This is a genomic window from Streptomyces sp. MBT53 (assembly GCF_016654115.1).
Lineage (GTDB): Bacteria > Actinomycetota > Actinomycetes > Streptomycetales > Streptomycetaceae > Streptomyces.
This window is the reverse complement of the sequence record NZ_JAEQAZ010000004.1, coordinates 69,370-85,482: the sequence shown is the minus strand read 5'-3', so window position 1 is coordinate 85,482 and position 16,113 is coordinate 69,370. Positions and strand designations below refer to the sequence as shown.

Below are 16,113 nucleotides of genomic sequence, written 5' to 3'. Positions count from 1 at the left end.
GCCTCCGCGGCCGACCCACTTGGACATCTCGAGATCGGAACGACAACGGCTTCTCAGGTGATTGACGGCATACCGGTAGTCGTACCCGTGCGGTCGGAGAGGGGCGCGGCGACGACCCGTCGCAGCTTCGCCTCGTCCGAACTCCCGGGCGCCGCCGTCAAGATGACGATCTTCAGGTCCGAGTCGCCGTCCGTCAGGACGTCGCAGTCCACGTCCACGGGCCCGACCGTGGGATGCCGCACCGTCTTGCGGTCCTCGCGGTGCGCGGCCACCGTGCCGCTCGCCCACAGTCGGGCGAACGTCGCGTTGCCCGCGGTGAGTTGACGGATCAGGTCGGCCAGGCGTGGGTCGTGCGGGTAGCGGCCGGTGGCGCGGCGCAGGTCGGACACGACGGCCAGGTCCGAGTTGTCTCCGTCGCGCACCAGCACCGGCCAGGAGGCGATGCGTACGTCGTCGCCGGAGCCGATCGGGAAACGCTCACGGGCGAAGTTGCGGAGTGCGGGCGGCTTGGCCGACGGGTCACCGAGCAGCGCGGCCCACCCGGGATTCCACCAGATCAACTGCCAGTCGGCGGCGAACACGGCGACCGCGACCTCGCCGAGCCGGTTCAGCACACGGTGCACGCCCGGCGGGAGGTAGTCCGGGATCGGCTCATGGTTCGGCGGGACCAACCCGGCCATCCGGTAGAGGTGTTCGCGCTCGGTGTCGCTCAACCGGAGCGCGTGAGCGAGGGAGTTGACGACCTGTGCCGAGGGTGCCGTGGAGCGCCCCTGCTCCAGGCGTACGACGTAGTCGACCGACACACCCGCGCGCTCGGCGAGTTCCTCGCGGCGCAGGCCGGCCGCCCGCCGGGACCGGCCTGACGGCAGCCCCACCGCCGACGGCGACAACCGCTCCCGCCAGGCCCGGATCGTCGCACCCAGTCCGAGTCTCTCGTTCACTGTCATACCCTCCATCCTGCCCTCAACTCGCCATGCTGGTAATGCCGTTCCTACGGTCGTGCCGTCCCTGGCACAGCACCGGCGCCGCGCGGACGATCAACGCATGACCACCACGTTCATCACCGGAGCCAACAAGGGCCTCGGCCACGAGACCGCCCGACGTCTCCTCGCCCTCGGCCACACCGTGATCGTCGGAGCCCGCGACGAGGAGCGGGGCGCCGCTGCCGCCGCCGAGTTGGGCGCGCGGTTCGTCCGCATCGACGTCACCGACGACGCCTCCGTCGCCGCCGCGGCGGCCGATGTCGCCGTACACGAAGGCGTGCTCGACGTTCTGATCAACAACGCCGGAGTGCACGGCCCGTACGGGGATCCCGCCGAACTGACGGGAGCCGACGCGCTCGCCGTCTTCGACGTCAACGTCTTCGGCGCGGTCCGCACGACCAGCGCCTTCCTCCCGCTGCTGCGCCGCTCGGCCGACCCGGTCGTCGTGAACGTCAGCAGCGGCATGGGGTCCCTCGCCATCACGCACGACCCGTCACGGATCGAGTCCTCCGTCGTCGCGCCGCTCTACACCGCGTCCAAGGCGGCCCTCACCATGCTGACCACGCAATACGCCAAGGCCCTCAAGGACGTTCGGGTCAACGCCGCCGATCCCGGCTACACGGCGACCGACCTCAACGGCCACAGCGGCCCGCAGACCGTCACCGAGGGAACCGACGCGATCGTCCGGCTCGCCACCGAGGGACCGGGCGCGGGCTTCGGCCGCTTCGTCGACCGTGAAGGACCGCTCGACATGGCGTGACCCGGACTTCCGCAACACTGCCGACACAGCTTGGTTTCCTTAGGTGCTACCGGCGGTAACAACAGAGGTGTCGCGGCACGCGCCACGTGTCGCGCACACCTCCCGCACCTCCTGTACTCATTCGGAAGGCACCTCATGGAGAACCTGACGTCCCCCACGGCGATCAGCAGACGAAGAGCCCTGACGGTGGCCGGTGGCGTCGCCGCCGGCGCTGCCCTCGCGGCGCACGCGGCACCGGCGTTCGCGGCCGGTACCTCGGACGCCGACGCCATCGTCGTCGGCCACGGTCTGGCCGGACTGGTCGCGACGGCCGAACTGGTCGCCGCCGGAAAGAAAGTGCTGCTCCTGGACCAGGAGCCCGAGTCCAACCTAGGCGGCCAGGCGTTCTGGTCCTTCGGCGGACTGTTCCTGATCAACTCCGACGAGCAGCGGCTCATGGGCATCAAGGACTCCCAGGAACTGGCCTGGCAGGACTGGCAGGGCACGGCCGGCTTCGACCGCGGCATCGACGACCCGACCGGCCAGGACTACTGGGCCCACAAGTGGGCCGAGGCGTATGTGGACTTCGCGGCCAACGAGAAGCGGTCCTGGCTCTACGGCCTCGGCATCCGCTGGTTCCCGATCGTCGGCTGGGCCGAGCGCGGCGGCGGCCTCGCCGACGGACACGGCAACTCGGTGCCCCGCTTCCACGTCACCTGGGGCACCGGCCCGGCCGTGGTCGAGCCGTTCGAGAAGCAGGTGCGGGCCGGGGTCGCGAGCGGCAAGGTGGTCTTCAAGTTCCGCCACCAGGTCAACGAGATCGTCCGCACCGGCGGCACCGTGACCGGAGTCCGCGGCTCGGTCCTCGAACCCAGCTCCGCCCAGCGCGGCAAGGCCACTTCCCGCACCGTGGTCGGCGACTTCGACCTCAAGGCCCCTGTCGTGATCGTCACTTCGGGTGGCATAGGCGCCAACCACGATCTCGTACGGCAGAACTGGCCGGCCCGGCTCGGCCCCGCGCCCAAGAACATGATCACCGGCGTGCCCGCCTACGTGGACGGCCGGATGCTGGGCATCACCGCGTCGGCGGGCGGCCGGATCGTCAACCCCGACCGGATGTGGCACTACACCGAGGGCCTCAGGAACTACGACCCGATCTGGCCCAACCACGGCATCCGCATCCTCCCGGGCCCGTCCTCGATGTGGTTCGACGCCAAGGGCAAGCGGTTCTCCGCCCCCGACATGCCGGGCTACGACACCCTCCACACCCTGGGCTCGATCACCGCCAGCGGCTACGACTACTCGTGGTTCGTCACCACCAGCAAGATCATCGCGAAGGAGTTTGCGCTGTCGGGGTCCGAACAGAACCCGGATCTCACCAACAAGGACATCCTGATGCTGCTCTCGCGCATCTGGCAGACGCCGGAGCCGATCGAGAAGTTCAGGAAGAACGGCGTCGACTTCGTCACCGCCACCACCCTCTCCGAACTGGTCCTCGGCATGAACAAGCTGACCGGCGACGGCCTGATCCAACTCGCCGATCTCCAGCGGCAGATCGAGGCCCGGGACCGGGAGATCGACAACCCGTACTCGAAGGACGCCCAGGTGATGGGCATCCGCAACGCCCTTTCCTACACCGGCGATTCACTCAGCCGCACCGCCGCGATCCACAAGATCCTGGACCCGGCCGCCGGACCACTGATCGCCGTCCGCCTCAACATCCTCACCCGCAAGACCCTCGGCGGCCTCCAGACCGACCTCTCGGGCCGGGTCCTGGACGCCACCGGTGCGCCGATTCCCGGTCTGTACGCGGCCGGTGAGGTGTCCGGCTTCGGCGGCGGGGGAGTGCACGGCTACCGCTCGATGGAGGGCACCTTCCTCGGCGGCTGCCTGTTCTCCGGCCGCCAGGCGGGCCGCGCGGCGGCGGCAGCGCTCTGAGCGGTACGGCCGCTCGCCGCAGGTCGGCAACTCGGGTGCGCACGGCCCGAGTTGCCGACAGGTCAGCCGAAGTACAGCGGCACCTGCCCTGCGAGTGAGCCGAGTTGGTATCTCTCCGCTTCCGTCGGCGCCCGCCGTCCCGTGCCGACGAGCAGCGCGTCCCGGTCGGAGAAGCACGCGGGGAACGGGGCGTTGGCGATCCGCTCCAGCAACTCGCGTGACCCGGCGAGTGCTTCGACGGGCGGTCCCGTCACGTCCGGGAGGTGCCCGACCAGGTCGAGGTGGTGCAGCGTCCACTCCAGGACGTACGCGGAGAGGTAGTCGCCCGCGGTGAGCACCTGGCCCTGCGTGCTCACCCGCAGACCGGGGTCGGCGAGCCGGGCGGCGCGGCCGGCGGCCGAACCGACGTCGTCCAGATGGAACTTGAGCAGCCCTGGCTCCACGTACGCGGCGGCCAGTCGCACGATCAGCGCGTCGAGCGGGTCGTCACCGGTGGGTGCCGTCCGGCTGACCGCCCAGTAGCTCACCGCGTCGCGGGTCGGTTCCGTGTCGGCGGGTGTCACGAGAGTGATCAGCACGTCCTGGGCATCGATGACCAGATGACAGACCAGGTCCCGCACCAGCCAACCGGCACACCCCGAAGGCCGTTCGAAATCAGCGTCCTCGAGGTCGGCGACCGCAGCGAGCAGAGCCGTCCAGGAGCGTGAGAAGAGATCCACCTCGGCACGCTACGGCGCCCGGTCGGACCGTGTCATCTGATCCGGCGGTGGATGTCGGCCAGCAGGTTGCGCATCGCCATGCGGAACAGCTCGGCCTGGTGGCCGCCGAGGAAGGTGGTGTGTCCGAACACCTCCAGCGCGACCAGGCCGTGCAGGTGTCCCCACGCGCTCATCAGGAGGGCGGTCGCGGGCGAGGGCAGATGACCCTGGCCGTAGTGCGGCAACTCCTCCAGATAGCCCCGGAGTTCGGGTGAGAGTTCGGGGATGTCGGCCCCGGCGAGCTGCTCCGGGGTGAACTCCTCGAAGAGCTCGCGCTCGAAGATCATGCTCATCCGCCGTGTGGCCTGGGTGGTCGGACCGTCGGCCGGTGCCGCGTAGTCCCGCAGCGGCGTGCCGTAGAGGAGTCGGAACTGCTCGGGGTGGGCGATGCCCCACCGCCGGTAGCCCTCGGCCGCCCGCACCAGGCGGGGCAGGTCCGGATCGTCCGCCGCGGTCTCGGCGGCGGTCTGCACGGCGTCGGCCAGGTCGTCGTAGGCCTTGGTGACGAGGACCGTGATGAGGGCGTCCCGGCTCGGGAAGTAGTGGTAGAGCGCCTGCACGGTCATGCCGAGGCTGCGGGCGACCGCGCGCAGCGACAGAGCTGCCGGGCCGTGCTCGGTGAGGTGGCGCTCGGCGGCGTCCACGATCTCCTGGGTGGCCGCGGCCCGGCGCCGCTCGCGCAGGGACGGGAGGGCGGTCGTGGCTTCTTCGGCGGGCATGCGGCGACCGTACGACGACAACCCGCGCCGGGGAACGCGAAGTTGCGAGGTGTGAGGAAAATCTAACACTGCCAAATCTACTTGCTCCTCACTAGCGTCGTGCGCGGCGACGAAGAATGCCTCATGGGTGAACTCCGGCTGTTTCGCGCCTTTTTCGACGTATGGACAGCAAAGGAGAACGGGCGTGTTCGAACGCATAGCCGAGCTGGTGATCCGCCGGTCGCGGCTGGTACTCGTCGTCGCCGTCGTGGCCGTGGCCCTCATGGGGGTTCTGGGCGCCGGCGCCTTCGGCAAGTTGCTGGGAGGCGGCTACGACGACCCGTCCTCCGCCTCCTCCCGGGCCGCGAAGGTCATCGACCGGAAGTTCGGCGGGGAGACGAACCTGGTCCTCCTGGTCACCGCAATCGAGGGCCGCGTGGACGGGACGCCGGCGGAGCAGAGCGGCCGGGCCCTGGTCGCCAAGCTCAAGAGGGAACAGCACCTGGAGAACGTGATCTCGTTCTGGGACACGTCCAGCCCCGATCTCCGTTCCAAGGACGGCCGCGAAGCCGTGGTGCTCGCCCATGTGAAGGGCAACGACACCGAGCGAGACGAGAACGCGAAGAGCGTCGTCGACGCCTACGCCGGACCGTACGAGGACTCCCTCACCGTCCGGGCGGGCGGCGGTGCCGCCGTGACCAGCGAGATGGGTACCCAGTCGGCCAAGGACCTCGTGCTCGCCGAGTCCATCGCCGTACCCCTCACCCTCGTACTGCTCCTGCTCGTCTTCGGCAGCGCGGTCGCCGCCCTGCTGCCGCTGGCGATCGGGACCGTCGCCATCGCGGGCACCTTCGCGGAGCTGTTCCTCCTCGGCAGCGTCACCGACGTCTCCGTCTTCGCGGTCAACCTCACCACCGCACTGGGCCTCGGCCTCGGCATCGACTACGCGCTGCTGATGGTCAGCCGGTTCCGGGAGCAGCTCGCGACCGGGGCGAGCGTGGACGACGCCGTACGGCGGACCGTGAGCACCGCGGGCCGTACCGTCGCGTTCTCCGCAGCGACCGTCGCGGCGGCGCTGGCGGCCCTGCTGGTGTTCCCGCAGTACTTCCTGCGCTCCTTCGGCTACGCCGGGGTCGGTGTCGTCGTCATCGCGGCCGTCAGCACCCTGTTCGTCATGCCGGCCCTGTTCGTCGTCCTCGGCCGCCGAGTCAACGGCGGACGGCTGCCGTGGGCGAACCGCGGCCGCTCCGGCACCCGGGCACCCCTGTGGGGACGGCTGGCCCGCACGGTCATGCGGCGGCCCGCGCTCACCGCGCTGCCCGTCCTCGCGGTCCTGCTGCTCGCGGCGAGCCCGCTGCTCGGCATCACCTTCGGCACCCCGGACGAACGCGTCCTGCCCGAGGACGCGGCGAGCCGCCAGGTCTCCGCCGTACTGCGGGAGAAGTTCAACGGCAGCGACGACGCGGCTCTCCATGTCGTCATCGACTCACCCGTGGGCAAGGGTTCGCTGGGGTTGTACGCGGCCCAGCTGTCCGGGCTCAAGGGAGTCGTCCGCGTCGAGACCGGCACCGGTACTTATGCCGAGGGACAGCCGACCGCGACCGACCCCGGCAACCCCGCCCTCGGCCGCTCCGACGCGCAGCAGATCAACGTGGTGAGCACCCTGACACCGAAGTCCGACGCGGCCCAGAGCCTGGTCCGCGAGGTGCGGGCGGTCGCCGTGCCCGCCGGAACTCGCCCCCTGGTGGGCGGAGTCGACGCCGTACTCGTCGACTCCAAGCACTCAGTCGGCACCCGGCTTCCGCTCGCCGTGGCCCTGGTCGCCCTCACCACCTTCCTCCTGCTGTTCCTCTTCACCGGCAGCGTCGTACAACCGCTGCGCGCACTGCTCCTCAACATGATCAGCCTGGGCGCCACCCTCGGCGTCATGACCTGGATCTTCCAGGACGGCCATCTCTCCTCCCTGCTCGGCTTCACGGCACAGCCGATGGACGTCTCCATGACCGTGCTGATGTTCTGCATCGCCTTCGGCCTCTCGATGGACTACGAGGTCTTCGTCACCAGCCGGATCAAGGAACTCCACGACCAGGGCGCCGACAACGAGTCCGCCGTGACCAACGGCCTCGGACACACCGGACGCATCGTCACCGCCGCGGCCTGCCTCCTCGCGGTGAGCTTCTTCGCCTTCGGGACAGCGAAGCTGAGCTTCATGCAGCTGTTCGGCCTGGGCAGCGGACTGGCCATCCTCATCGACGCCGTCGCCGTTCGCGGTGTCCTCGTCCCCGCCGCGATGCGGCTGCTCGGCCGGTCGGCCTGGTACGCGCCCGGTTTCCTGCGCCGGTTCCACGCACGGTTCGGCCTGAGCGAGGGCGGCACCGCACCGGCAGCCGCGACCGATTCGATCGTCAGGGGCGCATCCGAAGTGCATTAGGGCTAAGATGATTAGAGCTAATGCATTCGGCCGGAAGGAGCCCGCCCGTGGACCTGCGGCAGCTGTTCGACGACCTGGTGCGTTTCGAGACGGACCTGTGGAACGGGATCGACGCCCGGCTCCGCCAGGACTGCGGTGTGACCCTGGGCAGCCTGAACGTGCTGCTCGTCGTCGAAGACGCGGGCTCCTGCCGGGTCAACGACATCGCCGCCGCCCTCTCCATCACGGTCGGCGGCGCGAGCCAGGCCGTCGACCGGCTGGAGAAGGCGGGCCACTGCGTGCGACGGCCGCACGACACCGACCGCCGCTCCTCGATCGTCGAACTGACGGCGGCCGGGCGGGACTTGGTGAACGAGGCCGGTCCCGTCTTCGACCGGGAGCTCGCGACCTGGCTGGCCGGTCCGCTCCCGGCCCCGGAGCTCGGCCACCTCGCGAGCACGCTCGCCGTACTGCGGGCCGCCAACCCACGCACCCCGGATCCTGGGCCAACACCCCTGACGAAGGAGACCAGATGAGCCCCGCACAGGCACGAGCAGTCCGCTTCGACGAGTACGGCGACCGCGACGTCCTGCACGTCACCGAGGTGCCGATGCCCAGCCCCGCCGCCGGAGAAGTCCTCGTCGAAGTCCGGGCGGCCGGCATCAACCCCGGTGAGGCGACCATCCGTTCGGGCGCGATGCGCGCACTGTTCCCCGCGACCTTCCCGTCCGGCCAGGGCAGCGACCTCGCCGGAGTCGTCACCGCGTTCGGCGAGGGCGTCACCGACTTCGGCATCGGCGACGAGGTGCTCGGCTTCTCCTGGCAGCGCTCCAGCCACGCCACCCATGTCGTCGTACCGGTGACCCAGCTGATCCCCAAGCCGGCCGCCCTGAGCTGGGAAGTGGCGGGCGCCCTCTACGTCGTCGGCTGCACCGCGTGGGCCGCCGTGGACGCGGTGGCCCCCAAGCCCGGCGAGACCGTCGCCGTCTCGGCCGCCGCCGGCGGAGTGGGCACCGTCACGGTCCAACTCCTCGCCGTACGCGGCGCGAACGTCCTCGGCATCGCCTCACCCGCGAACGCCGACTGGCTCACCGCCCACGGCGCCACCCCGGTCCCGTACGGCGACGGACTGGCCGAGGCCCTCACCGCGGCGGCACCCGACGGGATCGACGCGTTCATCGACCTGTTCGGACCCGACTACGTCCAACTCGCCATCGATCTCGGCATCCCCCGGGACCGGATCGAGACGATCATCTCGTTCCAGAAGGCGCAGGAACTCGGCACCAAGAGTGCGGGCAGCGAAGGCGCCTCCACCCGCGAGGTTCTCACCGAAATGGCCGACCATGTCGCCGCCGGCCGTATCGAGATTCCCGTCGCCGCCACCTATCCGCTCGACCGCGTCCGTGACGCGTACGCCGAACTCGAACAGCGCCACACACGCGGCAAGATCGTCCTCATTCCCTGAACTGCCCCCGAACCGAAGTCACTTGCTGGCGCGGAGGGCCGACGTGGTCTTCCCGGTGCGTTGGCGCAGCAGCACGCGCAGGGTGTTGGGGTGCTCGTAGCCGACCCTCCTGGAGATGGTCTCCAGGGAGAGGTCGGTGGTGCGCAGCAGATGGGAGGCGCGTTCGATCCGCAGGTCCTGGACGAACCGGATCGGCGACGTACCGACGGTCCGCCGCACGGCACGCTGCAGCGTCCGCTCGCTGACCCCGATGGCCCTGGCCGCCGCGGGGATGCCGATGGGCTCGGCCAGATGCTCACGGGTCCAGAGTTCGAAGGCCGCGACCGTGGGGTCGTTCTGGGCCAGGGCACTGGGAATCGTGTACGCGGCCTGCGAGGGGCGTTCGTCGACCACGAGATGGCGGGCGACCAGGTCGGCGAGCGCGGGGCTGGCCGCCCGGACGATCGCCAGCGCGAGATCGACATGCCCGAAAGCCGCGCCGGCGGTGATGACGCCCTCGCAGCTGATCACCATCCGGCTGTGATCCAGCTCGACCTTGGGATACCGGTTCCGGAACGCGGGCGACAGCCACCAGGACGTCGTGGCCCGCAACCCGTCCAGCACCCCCGCCTCGGCCAGCAGGAAGGTGCCCGCGCACGCCGAGGCGATGGTCGTCCCGCGTGCGCGGGTGCGCGCGATCAAGTGCCGTACGGGCCGGGACACTTCGCCGCCCACATGGTCGAGCAGCGCCGAGGGATCGCTCTCCCCGGGCGCCGGTACGACCAGGAGGTCGGCGGTGTCGGCCAGTTCGAGCGGCTCGGGCGCCACGAGGAGTCCCGCTCTGGTCCGCACCTTCGGGCCGGGGCCGACCAGGGTGACGTCCCAGGTGGGCGACGACTCATGGAGCTGCTCGCCCAGTTCGTTGGCGTTGCTCAGCACGTCCAGGACGGCCGAGAGCCCCGAGTCGAACACTCCGTCGTAGACGACGACCGCTACCTTCATGGCGGGAACGCTATCAACCGTGTCGTTTCCGCCGCTGATGTGATCACCGACCATCGCCATAGGTTCGAGGTGCGCCGGACGTCCGGCGCCCTGGACGCAGGCACAAGGAGTGGTGACATGAAGGTCGGTCTGCTGGTACGCATCGAGGCCAAGGCGGAGCACGCCGACGAGGTGGAGGCCCTGCTCCGCGGTGCCCAGGACCTTGCCGAACAGGAAGAGGGCACGGTCACGTGGTTCGCCTTTCGCGAGAACGCCACCACCTTCGGGGTGTTCGACACCTTCGAGGACGAGCAGGGACGGCAGGCGCACCTGACCGGCCGGATCGCCGCCGCCCTGGGGGAGATCGCGCAGACGAAGCTCAGCGCGCCGCCGGTGATCGCCCCGGTCGACCTGCTGGGAGCGAAGGTCTGACGCGTCAGACGCGCAGTCCCAGCGCTTCCCGCCCTGCGTAGCGTGCCTGGGTGCCCAAGTCCTCCTCGATACGGATGAGTTGGTTGTACTTGGCGGTGCGGTCGGCGCGGGACAGCGACCCGGTCTTGATCTGTCCGCAGCCGGTGGCGACGGCGAGATCGGCGATCGTGGTGTCCTCGGTCTCGCCGGAGCGGTGGGACATCACGACGGTGTAGCCGGCCCGATGGGCGGTCGCCACGGTGGCCAGGGTCTCGGTGAGGGTACCGATCTGATTGACCTTCACCAGGATCGAGTTGGCGATCCCGTCCCGGATTCCGGCGCTGAGCAGGGTCTCGTTGGTGCAGAAGACGTCGTCACCGGTGAGCTGGCAGCGCTCGCCGAGCCGCGCGGTCAGGTCGCGCCAGCCCTCGTGGTCGTCCTCGGCCATCGGGTCCTCGATGGAGGCGATGGGGTAGCGGTCGACCAACTCGGCCAGGTAGTCGGCGTGTTCGGCCGGGGTGCGGCGAACGCCCTCGCCCGTGTAGTCGTAGACGCCGTCGCGGAAGAACTCCGACGTCGCCGGGTCCATGACGAGGGTGATGTCGGTGCCGGGCTTGTAGCCGGTGCGTTCGATGGCGTGGAGGACGAAGTCGAGGGCTTCGTCGGCGGTGCGCAGGTCGGGGGCGAAGCCGCCCTCGTCGCCGACGTTGGCGCTGTGGCCGGCGGCGATCAGGTCGCGGCGCAGGGTGTGGAAGACCTCGGATCCCATGCGGACGGCCTGGGCGAAGGTGGCCGCGCCGATCGGGGCGATCATGAACTCCTGGAAGTCCAGCGGGTTGTCGGCGTGGGCGCCGCCGTTGACGATGTTCATCATCGGTACCGGTAGCAGGCGGGCGTCGACGCCGCCGATGTAGCGGTACAGCGGGAGCCGGTGGGCTGCCGCGGCGGCCTTGGCGGTGGCCAGGGAGACGCCGAGCAGGGCGTTGGCGCCGAGGCGCGACTTGGTGGCGGTGCCGTCGAGTTCGATCATCGTGTGGTCGACGGTCGCCTGGTTCTCGGCGTCGAGCCCGGTCACGGCGTCCGCGATGGTCTCGTTGACGGCGTCGACGGCGCGGCGAACTCCCTTGCCGTGAAAGCGCGTCGGGTCGCCGTCGCGCAGTTCGACCGCTTCCCTGGCTCCGGTGGAGGCGCCCGAGGGCACGGCGGCGCGGCCGAGCGATCCGTCCTTGAGTTCCACGTCCACCTCGACGGTCGGGTTGCCCCGGCTGTCGATGATCTCGCGTGCGACGACCCGGCTGATGGCGGTCACGGTGCAACTCCTCACGCAGGGCCCGCGTCCCGGTCGTCGGCGGGCGGTAAGTTCCGTCATGAAACAAAGTGAGTCCTGAAAGAGAACCTACTATGGGCGCATGAGGATGCACAACGCCGACGAGACCTGCGGCATCGCCCAGGCCGCCGTGGTCCTGGGGGACTGGTGGAACGTTCTGGTGCTCCGGGAGATCGCCCGCGGCCATGTCCGTTTCGACGCGCTGGCCGCCGGGATCGGCCTGTCCCGCAACGTCCTGACCGAGCGCCTGGGACGGCTCGTCGCGAGCGGGGTGCTGCACCGCCGCCTCTATCAACGGCGGCCGGTGCGCTACGAGTACGTGCTCACGGACGCCGGGCTCGCGCTGTTGCCGTTGCTCGTGGCGATGCAGGACTGGGGCGACCGGTGGATGCTCGCCGACGGCACCCTCACCGCGACCGCGGCCGAGGAGGGCGCCGAACACACCCGCGTACACGCCCTGCCCGGCACCCGCCTGCCCGACGACCTCCAACTCCCCGGAATCCAGGGTGTGGACCTGCCGGTCGTGTCACCGGAGGCTGCCGCGACGGTGTTGTTCACCTACCCGGGGACGGGCATCGAGTGGGGCGAGCCGCCGATCCCCGGTGCCGAGGGCTGCACGCTGGAGAACCGCCAATTCCGCGATGCCTGGCCCGACTTCCGCCGGGCGGGCGTGGACGTGCGCGGAGTCAGCACCCAACTCCCTCACGAACAGGCGGAGTTCGCCCGCGCCGAGGAGATCCCGTATCCGTTGCTCTCCGACGAGGCCCAGCAACTCGCCGCGGCCCTGCGGCTGCCGACGTTCCGTGCGAGCGGCCGGCTGCGGCACAAACGGCTGATCCTGATCATCGACGCCCAACGGACCGTACGACACACGCTGTTCCCGATCACCGACATCCCGCACGCCGTCAAGGAGAGCCTGCGCCTGGCCGCGGACTGCACCAGGTGAGAGCCGCTACGCGAACCCCCCGTTGCTCAGGAGGAGTTGGCCGTTGATCCACTGACCCTCCGGTGAGCAGAGGAAGTCGACGAGGTGGGCGGTGTCCCGTGGAGTGCCGAGACGGTCGAGCGGTGTCCGCCGCAGGATCTCCGCCCGCCCCTCCTCGGTCATCCAACCGGTGTCCACCGGGCCCGGGTTGATGACGTTCGCGGTGATGCCGAGGTGGGCGAACTCGTGCGCGGCGGCGAGCGTGATGCGGTCCAGGGCGCCCTTGCTCGCGCCGTAGGGGAGGTTGTTCACGGTGTGGTCGCTGGTGAGGGCGATGATCCGGCCGGTGCCCGGAGCGGCCGCGAACCGTCGGCCGTACTCGCGGATCAGCAGCCAGGTGGCCCGCGCGTTGACCGCGAAGTGCCGGTCGAAGCTCTCGACGGTGGTGTCGAGGAGACCGGAGTCGACCGACTCGCAGTGGCACATCACCAAGGCGGTGACTCCCCCCGGCCCGCGTCCGACCTCGTCGAAGACACGGGCAGGGGCGTCCAGGTCGGACAGGTCCGCCTCGACGGCCGTGGTCGCGGCGCCGTGTTCCTCGAGCGCGTCGGTGATGGCCGAGGCCGCGCCGGACTCGACACCCCAGGACATGCGCTCGTCGTACGGAGTCCAGTAGGTGAAGGCGATGTCCCAGCCCGAGGCCGCCAGCCGACACGCGATGCCCGCGCCGATACCGACGGTGCGCCCCACTCCCGTGACGAGCGCGAGCGGGCGGGAGGACGGGGGGCGGTCGGTGCTCGTCGTCATGGTCCGAGATCGTTCATGACGGGAACGGCATCGGCAACTGCCTTTCCTCGGAGGCCGGTTGAAGGGCGGCGGAGTCGGCGGTGATGACGGCTGCCAGGTCCGCGCCCGCCTGGAGGAGCCCCACGGTCCGTACGGCGATCCGGTCGAGGCGTTCTCGGAGGATGCGCCGGGCCTCTCCCCGGCCGTCGAGCCGGTGCAGGGAGCCCATGATCTCCCGCACCGCGGGCACGCCGTGGCCGGTGGCGCGCAGGGCCGTCACGATGCGGGCCGCCCTGATGGCCGACAGGTCGTAGCGCCGGGCACGCCGAGAGGTCACGCGGTCGGGGGTGACGAGCCCTTCCTGCTCCCAGAACCGCAGAGTCGAGGGACGTACACCGAGGGCTCTGGAGAGTTCGGTGATCGTCATCGCGTCGGCGTCCCGCTCCGGGTCCGGTGCGTTCTCCTCGTCCTGGATCGCACGCAAGGCATGCTGGGCGCGCAGGGTCTCCTCGCGTTCCCGCGCGAGCCGGACATGGACCTCGTTGATCACCGAGGCCGCCTCCACGAGCGTCCGCGTCCGCAACTCGGCGAGCATCCGCCGGGCGAGGACCGGGCCCACGGCGCCCGCGAGCCCTCGATAGGCACGCAGAGCCACCACATGCGAAGGCGTGTAGGAGCGGTAGCCGTTGTCCGACCGGGCGGCCGGCGGGATGACTCCCAACCGCTCCAGATCGCGCACCTGTTGCAGCGAGTACCCCGACTCGCGTGCCACATCGGCGGTCCTGAGCGTCCCGCGCCGGGTATCACTTGCCGCCTCACTCATCACCCAACCCCACATAAGCACTTGAAGCCGATGCTTGAACCATGACCACGGAACAGATCATCGCAGCCGTACGCGACTTCCCCGGCGCGCTCGTCCTCGCACCGGAGCCGGGCGGCGACTTTCCCGAACTCGCCTGGGGGGACGCGTTCTTCTACTACGCCCCCGACGGCCGACTGCCGCAGAACACCCAGCCGTACGGCACGGTCGTCACCAAGAACCTCCCCGGCGACACCGCGTCCGATCTCGACCCTCCGGGCCGGTGGCGGGTCAACATCCACGTCGGCCGTACGAGGTTGGGCGAACTCACGGGGGAGGAGCCACATGATCACGCCGTCGCCGACGCGGTCCTGCCGCACCCGGTGTACGGAGCGCACGGCTGGGTCTGCGTCGTCAATCCCGGTCCGAGGACGACGGACGCGGTTCTACGGCTGTTGCGTGGCGCGCATGACGACGCCCTCGCCCGGTTCGCGCGTCGTCACGGCCACGGCCACGGCGGTGGGGGCTGAGCGGAGCGCCCCGGTGTTCGGTAAAACGAACGGTGCGTTTACTGTCTCTGTTGGGTTCGGTATAGTGAACGCATGGTTCATTCGATCGCGGTTTCTCGGGAGGGCGCGCAGATCAGCGCCTACCTCGACGACACGTACTTGGAGCAGGTCGACACGACGGTCATCGCGGTCGGCGAGAGGGACGGAGCGCCCTGGGCCGCCGTAGAGGACTGTCTGTTCCATCCGCAGGGCGGGGGTCAGCCTGCCGATCGGGGGTGGCTGGAGGAGGTCGAGATCGTCCCGGTGCGGGACCACGAGTCGGGACTGGTCGTGGCGACGGCGGCGGTGGGTGGCGGGCTTCCGCTGCTTGCCGTGGGGGAGCGGGTGCGGGCCCGGATCGACCTTGAGGCCCGGATGCTGCATGCCGCGCTGCACACCGCCGGACACCTCGTCGAGGCGGTCGGGCGGACCCAGGGCTGGGAGATGGTCGGGAGCATTCACTTCCCGGGGCAGGCGCGCATCGAGTTCCAGGCGCCGGACGTGGACGCTCGGCTCGGTGATCCGGACGGGCGGGAGGAGGTGACCGCCGTGCTCCGGGAAGGGGTGGCGGCCGCCGTCGCCGACGACCTGCCGGTGTCCGCGCGGTATCTGCCCGACGGACGGCGGGTGGTGCAGCTCGGCGCGCTGCACTCCGCGCCGTGCGGGGGCACGCATGTGCGCAGGCTCGGGGACCTCGCCGAGCTGGTGCTGCCGACGCTGAAGATCAAGAAGGGCCGTATCCGCGTGTCCTACTCCGCGACCCACCGGAGCCCTCGATGACGCCCCCGCCGGCCGGCCGTCGGCCGGTGAGCAGCACGGCCGCCGCGGTCGGCGCGAAGATCCGGCTGCGACGTCAGCAGCGCGGGATGAGCGCAGCGGAGATGGCTCGGCGCGCCGGGCTCAGCAAAGCCACGCTGTCCCAGCTCGAAGCCGGGAACGGCAATCCGACGATCGACACCCTGGACGCCATCGCGATCGCCCTGCGCATCCCGATCGCCGACCTCCTGGCGCGGGACGCCGACACCGGGCCGGTGTTCCGGGCGGCCACGGACATCGAACCGGGCGAGGTCTCAAGGGAGTTGCTGCGCCGGATCAGCAGCGGCAACAGCCTGGAGATCTGGCGGCTGCGCATTCCGCCGGAGACGGAGCTGGCCGGTGTGCCGCACGCCACCGGCACGATCGAGCACCTGCTCATCGCCACCGGGTACGTCACCGCCGGTCCCGTCGACGCCCCGCAGGACCTGGGCCCCGGCGACATGCTCGCCTTCGCCGGAGACGCCCCGCACTTCTACCGCACCGGGGCGGACGAGGTCGACATCACCGTCGTCTTCGCCTCCCCCATCAGCACCTGAGACCGAGGAAACCT

Annotated in this window: 17 protein-coding genes; 10 read left to right on the top strand and 7 right to left on the bottom strand. The window is 70.3% G+C overall.

Annotated elements, in window-relative coordinates:
* Positions 1-53: 53 nt before the first annotated feature.
* The gene (locus tag JHN45_RS02940) at positions 54-956 is read right to left on the bottom strand and encodes a helix-turn-helix transcriptional regulator (protein ID WP_201047865.1); all 903 of its coding nucleotides are present in this window, start codon (positions 954-956) and stop codon (positions 54-56) included.
* A gap of 88 nt (positions 957-1,044) precedes the next feature.
* On the opposite strand from JHN45_RS02940, the gene JHN45_RS02935 reads away from it, so the two are divergent.
* The gene (locus tag JHN45_RS02935) at positions 1,045-1,743 is read left to right on the top strand and encodes an SDR family NAD(P)-dependent oxidoreductase (RefSeq protein WP_201047864.1); all 699 of its coding nucleotides are present in this window, start codon (positions 1,045-1,047) and stop codon (positions 1,741-1,743) included.
* Positions 1,744-1,878: 135 nt separating this feature from the next.
* A complete protein-coding gene (locus JHN45_RS02930) occupies positions 1,879-3,660 on the top strand; it encodes an FAD-binding dehydrogenase (protein ID WP_201047863.1) in 1,782 nt (593 codons plus the stop codon).
* Positions 3,661-3,722: 62 nt separating this feature from the next.
* Here the strand turns inward: JHN45_RS02930 and JHN45_RS02925 are convergent, their stop codons facing one another.
* Both JHN45_RS02925 and JHN45_RS02920 read right to left on the bottom strand, forming a co-directional pair.
* A complete protein-coding gene (locus JHN45_RS02925; protein WP_201047862.1) occupies positions 3,723-4,379 on the bottom strand; it encodes a maleylpyruvate isomerase N-terminal domain-containing protein in 657 nt (218 codons plus the stop codon).
* A 32-nt stretch (positions 4,380-4,411) separates the two neighbouring features.
* Entirely contained in the window at positions 4,412-5,137 is a 726-nt protein-coding gene (locus JHN45_RS02920) for a TetR/AcrR family transcriptional regulator (protein WP_201047861.1), read from the bottom strand.
* Positions 5,138-5,321: 184 nt separating this feature from the next.
* Here JHN45_RS02920 and JHN45_RS02915 point away from each other — a divergent pair, with 184 nt between their 5' ends.
* Genes JHN45_RS02915 through JHN45_RS02905 form a run of 3 tightly spaced genes read left to right on the top strand, consistent with a single transcriptional unit; the run spans position 5,322 to position 8,991 of the window.
* Positions 5,322-7,547 (top strand): MMPL family transporter, encoded by a 2,226-nt coding sequence (locus tag JHN45_RS02915; protein WP_201047860.1) that lies wholly within the window; start codon positions 5,322-5,324, stop codon positions 7,545-7,547.
* Positions 7,548-7,594: 47 nt separating this feature from the next.
* Positions 7,595-8,062: a MarR family winged helix-turn-helix transcriptional regulator gene (locus JHN45_RS02910; RefSeq protein WP_201047859.1), complete on the top strand. Its 468-nt coding sequence runs from the start codon at positions 7,595-7,597 to the stop codon at positions 8,060-8,062.
* On the top strand, positions 8,059-8,991 hold the full coding sequence (locus tag JHN45_RS02905; RefSeq protein WP_201047858.1) for an NADP-dependent oxidoreductase: 933 nt from the start codon (positions 8,059-8,061) through the stop codon (positions 8,989-8,991). Before JHN45_RS02910 ends, JHN45_RS02905 begins: the two co-directional genes overlap by 4 nt.
* Positions 8,992-9,009: 18 nt before the next feature.
* Here the strand turns inward: JHN45_RS02905 and JHN45_RS02900 are convergent, their stop codons facing one another.
* Entirely contained in the window at positions 9,010-9,972 is a 963-nt protein-coding gene (locus JHN45_RS02900) for a GlxA family transcriptional regulator (protein WP_201047857.1), read from the bottom strand.
* Positions 9,973-10,089: 117 nt separating this feature from the next.
* Between JHN45_RS02900 and JHN45_RS02895 the strand changes: the two genes are divergently transcribed.
* Positions 10,090-10,383 (top strand): putative quinol monooxygenase, encoded by a 294-nt coding sequence (locus tag JHN45_RS02895; RefSeq protein WP_201047856.1) that lies wholly within the window; start codon positions 10,090-10,092, stop codon positions 10,381-10,383.
* A gap of 4 nt (positions 10,384-10,387) precedes the next feature.
* On the opposite strand, the gene eno is transcribed toward JHN45_RS02895, so the two are convergent.
* Positions 10,388-11,671, bottom strand: coding sequence for a phosphopyruvate hydratase (eno, locus tag JHN45_RS02890; RefSeq protein WP_201047855.1), 1,284 nt, complete (start codon positions 11,669-11,671; stop codon positions 10,388-10,390).
* 100 nt (positions 11,672-11,771) lie between these two features.
* On the opposite strand from eno, the gene JHN45_RS02885 reads away from it, so the two are divergent.
* Positions 11,772-12,635: a winged helix-turn-helix transcriptional regulator gene (locus tag JHN45_RS02885; protein WP_201047854.1), complete on the top strand. Its 864-nt coding sequence runs from the start codon at positions 11,772-11,774 to the stop codon at positions 12,633-12,635.
* 6 nt (positions 12,636-12,641) lie between these two features.
* Here the strand turns inward: JHN45_RS02885 and JHN45_RS02880 are convergent, their stop codons facing one another.
* Positions 12,642-13,421 (bottom strand): SDR family oxidoreductase, encoded by a 780-nt coding sequence (locus tag JHN45_RS02880; protein WP_201047853.1) that lies wholly within the window; start codon positions 13,419-13,421, stop codon positions 12,642-12,644.
* Positions 13,422-13,434: 13 nt separating this feature from the next.
* Positions 13,435-14,223 (bottom strand): MerR family transcriptional regulator, encoded by a 789-nt coding sequence (locus JHN45_RS02875; protein WP_201047852.1) that lies wholly within the window; start codon positions 14,221-14,223, stop codon positions 13,435-13,437.
* 41 nt (positions 14,224-14,264) lie between these two features.
* Between JHN45_RS02875 and JHN45_RS02870 the strand changes: the two genes are divergently transcribed.
* The 3 genes from JHN45_RS02870 (at position 14,265) to JHN45_RS02860 (ending at position 16,099) form a co-directional block, all read left to right on the top strand.
* On the top strand, positions 14,265-14,729 hold the full coding sequence (locus tag JHN45_RS02870; protein WP_201047851.1) for a DUF6194 family protein: 465 nt from the start codon (positions 14,265-14,267) through the stop codon (positions 14,727-14,729).
* Between the two features lie 72 nt (positions 14,730-14,801).
* Entirely contained in the window at positions 14,802-15,527 is a 726-nt protein-coding gene (locus tag JHN45_RS02865; RefSeq protein WP_201047850.1) for a metal-dependent hydrolase, read from the top strand.
* Complete coding sequence (locus tag JHN45_RS02860; RefSeq protein ID WP_200708425.1) at positions 15,524-16,099, top strand: helix-turn-helix domain-containing protein; 576 nt, start codon at positions 15,524-15,526, stop codon at positions 16,097-16,099. The genes JHN45_RS02865 and JHN45_RS02860 overlap by 4 nt, the downstream gene beginning before the upstream one ends.
* The last annotated feature ends 14 nt before the right edge of the window (positions 16,100-16,113 follow it).

Coding starts and splice junctions, on each gene's coding strand:
- JHN45_RS02940 (WP_201047865.1), bottom strand. CDS start 956: ATGGAGGGTATGACAGTGAACGAGAGACTCGGACTGGGTGCGACGATC.
- JHN45_RS02935 (WP_201047864.1), top strand. CDS start 1,045: ATGACCACCACGTTCATCACCGGAGCCAACAAGGGCCTCGGCCACGAG.
- JHN45_RS02930 (WP_201047863.1), top strand. CDS start 1,879: ATGGAGAACCTGACGTCCCCCACGGCGATCAGCAGACGAAGAGCCCTG.
- JHN45_RS02920 (WP_201047861.1), bottom strand. CDS start 5,137: ATGCCCGCCGAAGAAGCCACGACCGCCCTCCCGTCCCTGCGCGAGCGG.
- JHN45_RS02905 (WP_201047858.1), top strand. CDS start 8,059: ATGAGCCCCGCACAGGCACGAGCAGTCCGCTTCGACGAGTACGGCGAC.
- JHN45_RS02900 (WP_201047857.1), bottom strand. CDS start 9,972: ATGAAGGTAGCGGTCGTCGTCTACGACGGAGTGTTCGACTCGGGGCTC.
- JHN45_RS02895 (WP_201047856.1), top strand. CDS start 10,090: ATGAAGGTCGGTCTGCTGGTACGCATCGAGGCCAAGGCGGAGCACGCC.
- JHN45_RS02885 (WP_201047854.1), top strand. CDS start 11,772: ATGAGGATGCACAACGCCGACGAGACCTGCGGCATCGCCCAGGCCGCC.
- JHN45_RS02880 (WP_201047853.1), bottom strand. CDS start 13,421: ATGACGACGAGCACCGACCGCCCCCCGTCCTCCCGCCCGCTCGCGCTC.
- JHN45_RS02875 (WP_201047852.1), bottom strand. CDS start 14,223: ATGAGTGAGGCGGCAAGTGATACCCGGCGCGGGACGCTCAGGACCGCC.
- JHN45_RS02870 (WP_201047851.1), top strand. CDS start 14,265: ATGACCACGGAACAGATCATCGCAGCCGTACGCGACTTCCCCGGCGCG.
- JHN45_RS02865 (WP_201047850.1), top strand. CDS start 14,802: ATGGTTCATTCGATCGCGGTTTCTCGGGAGGGCGCGCAGATCAGCGCC.
- JHN45_RS02860 (WP_200708425.1), top strand. CDS start 15,524: ATGACGCCCCCGCCGGCCGGCCGTCGGCCGGTGAGCAGCACGGCCGCC.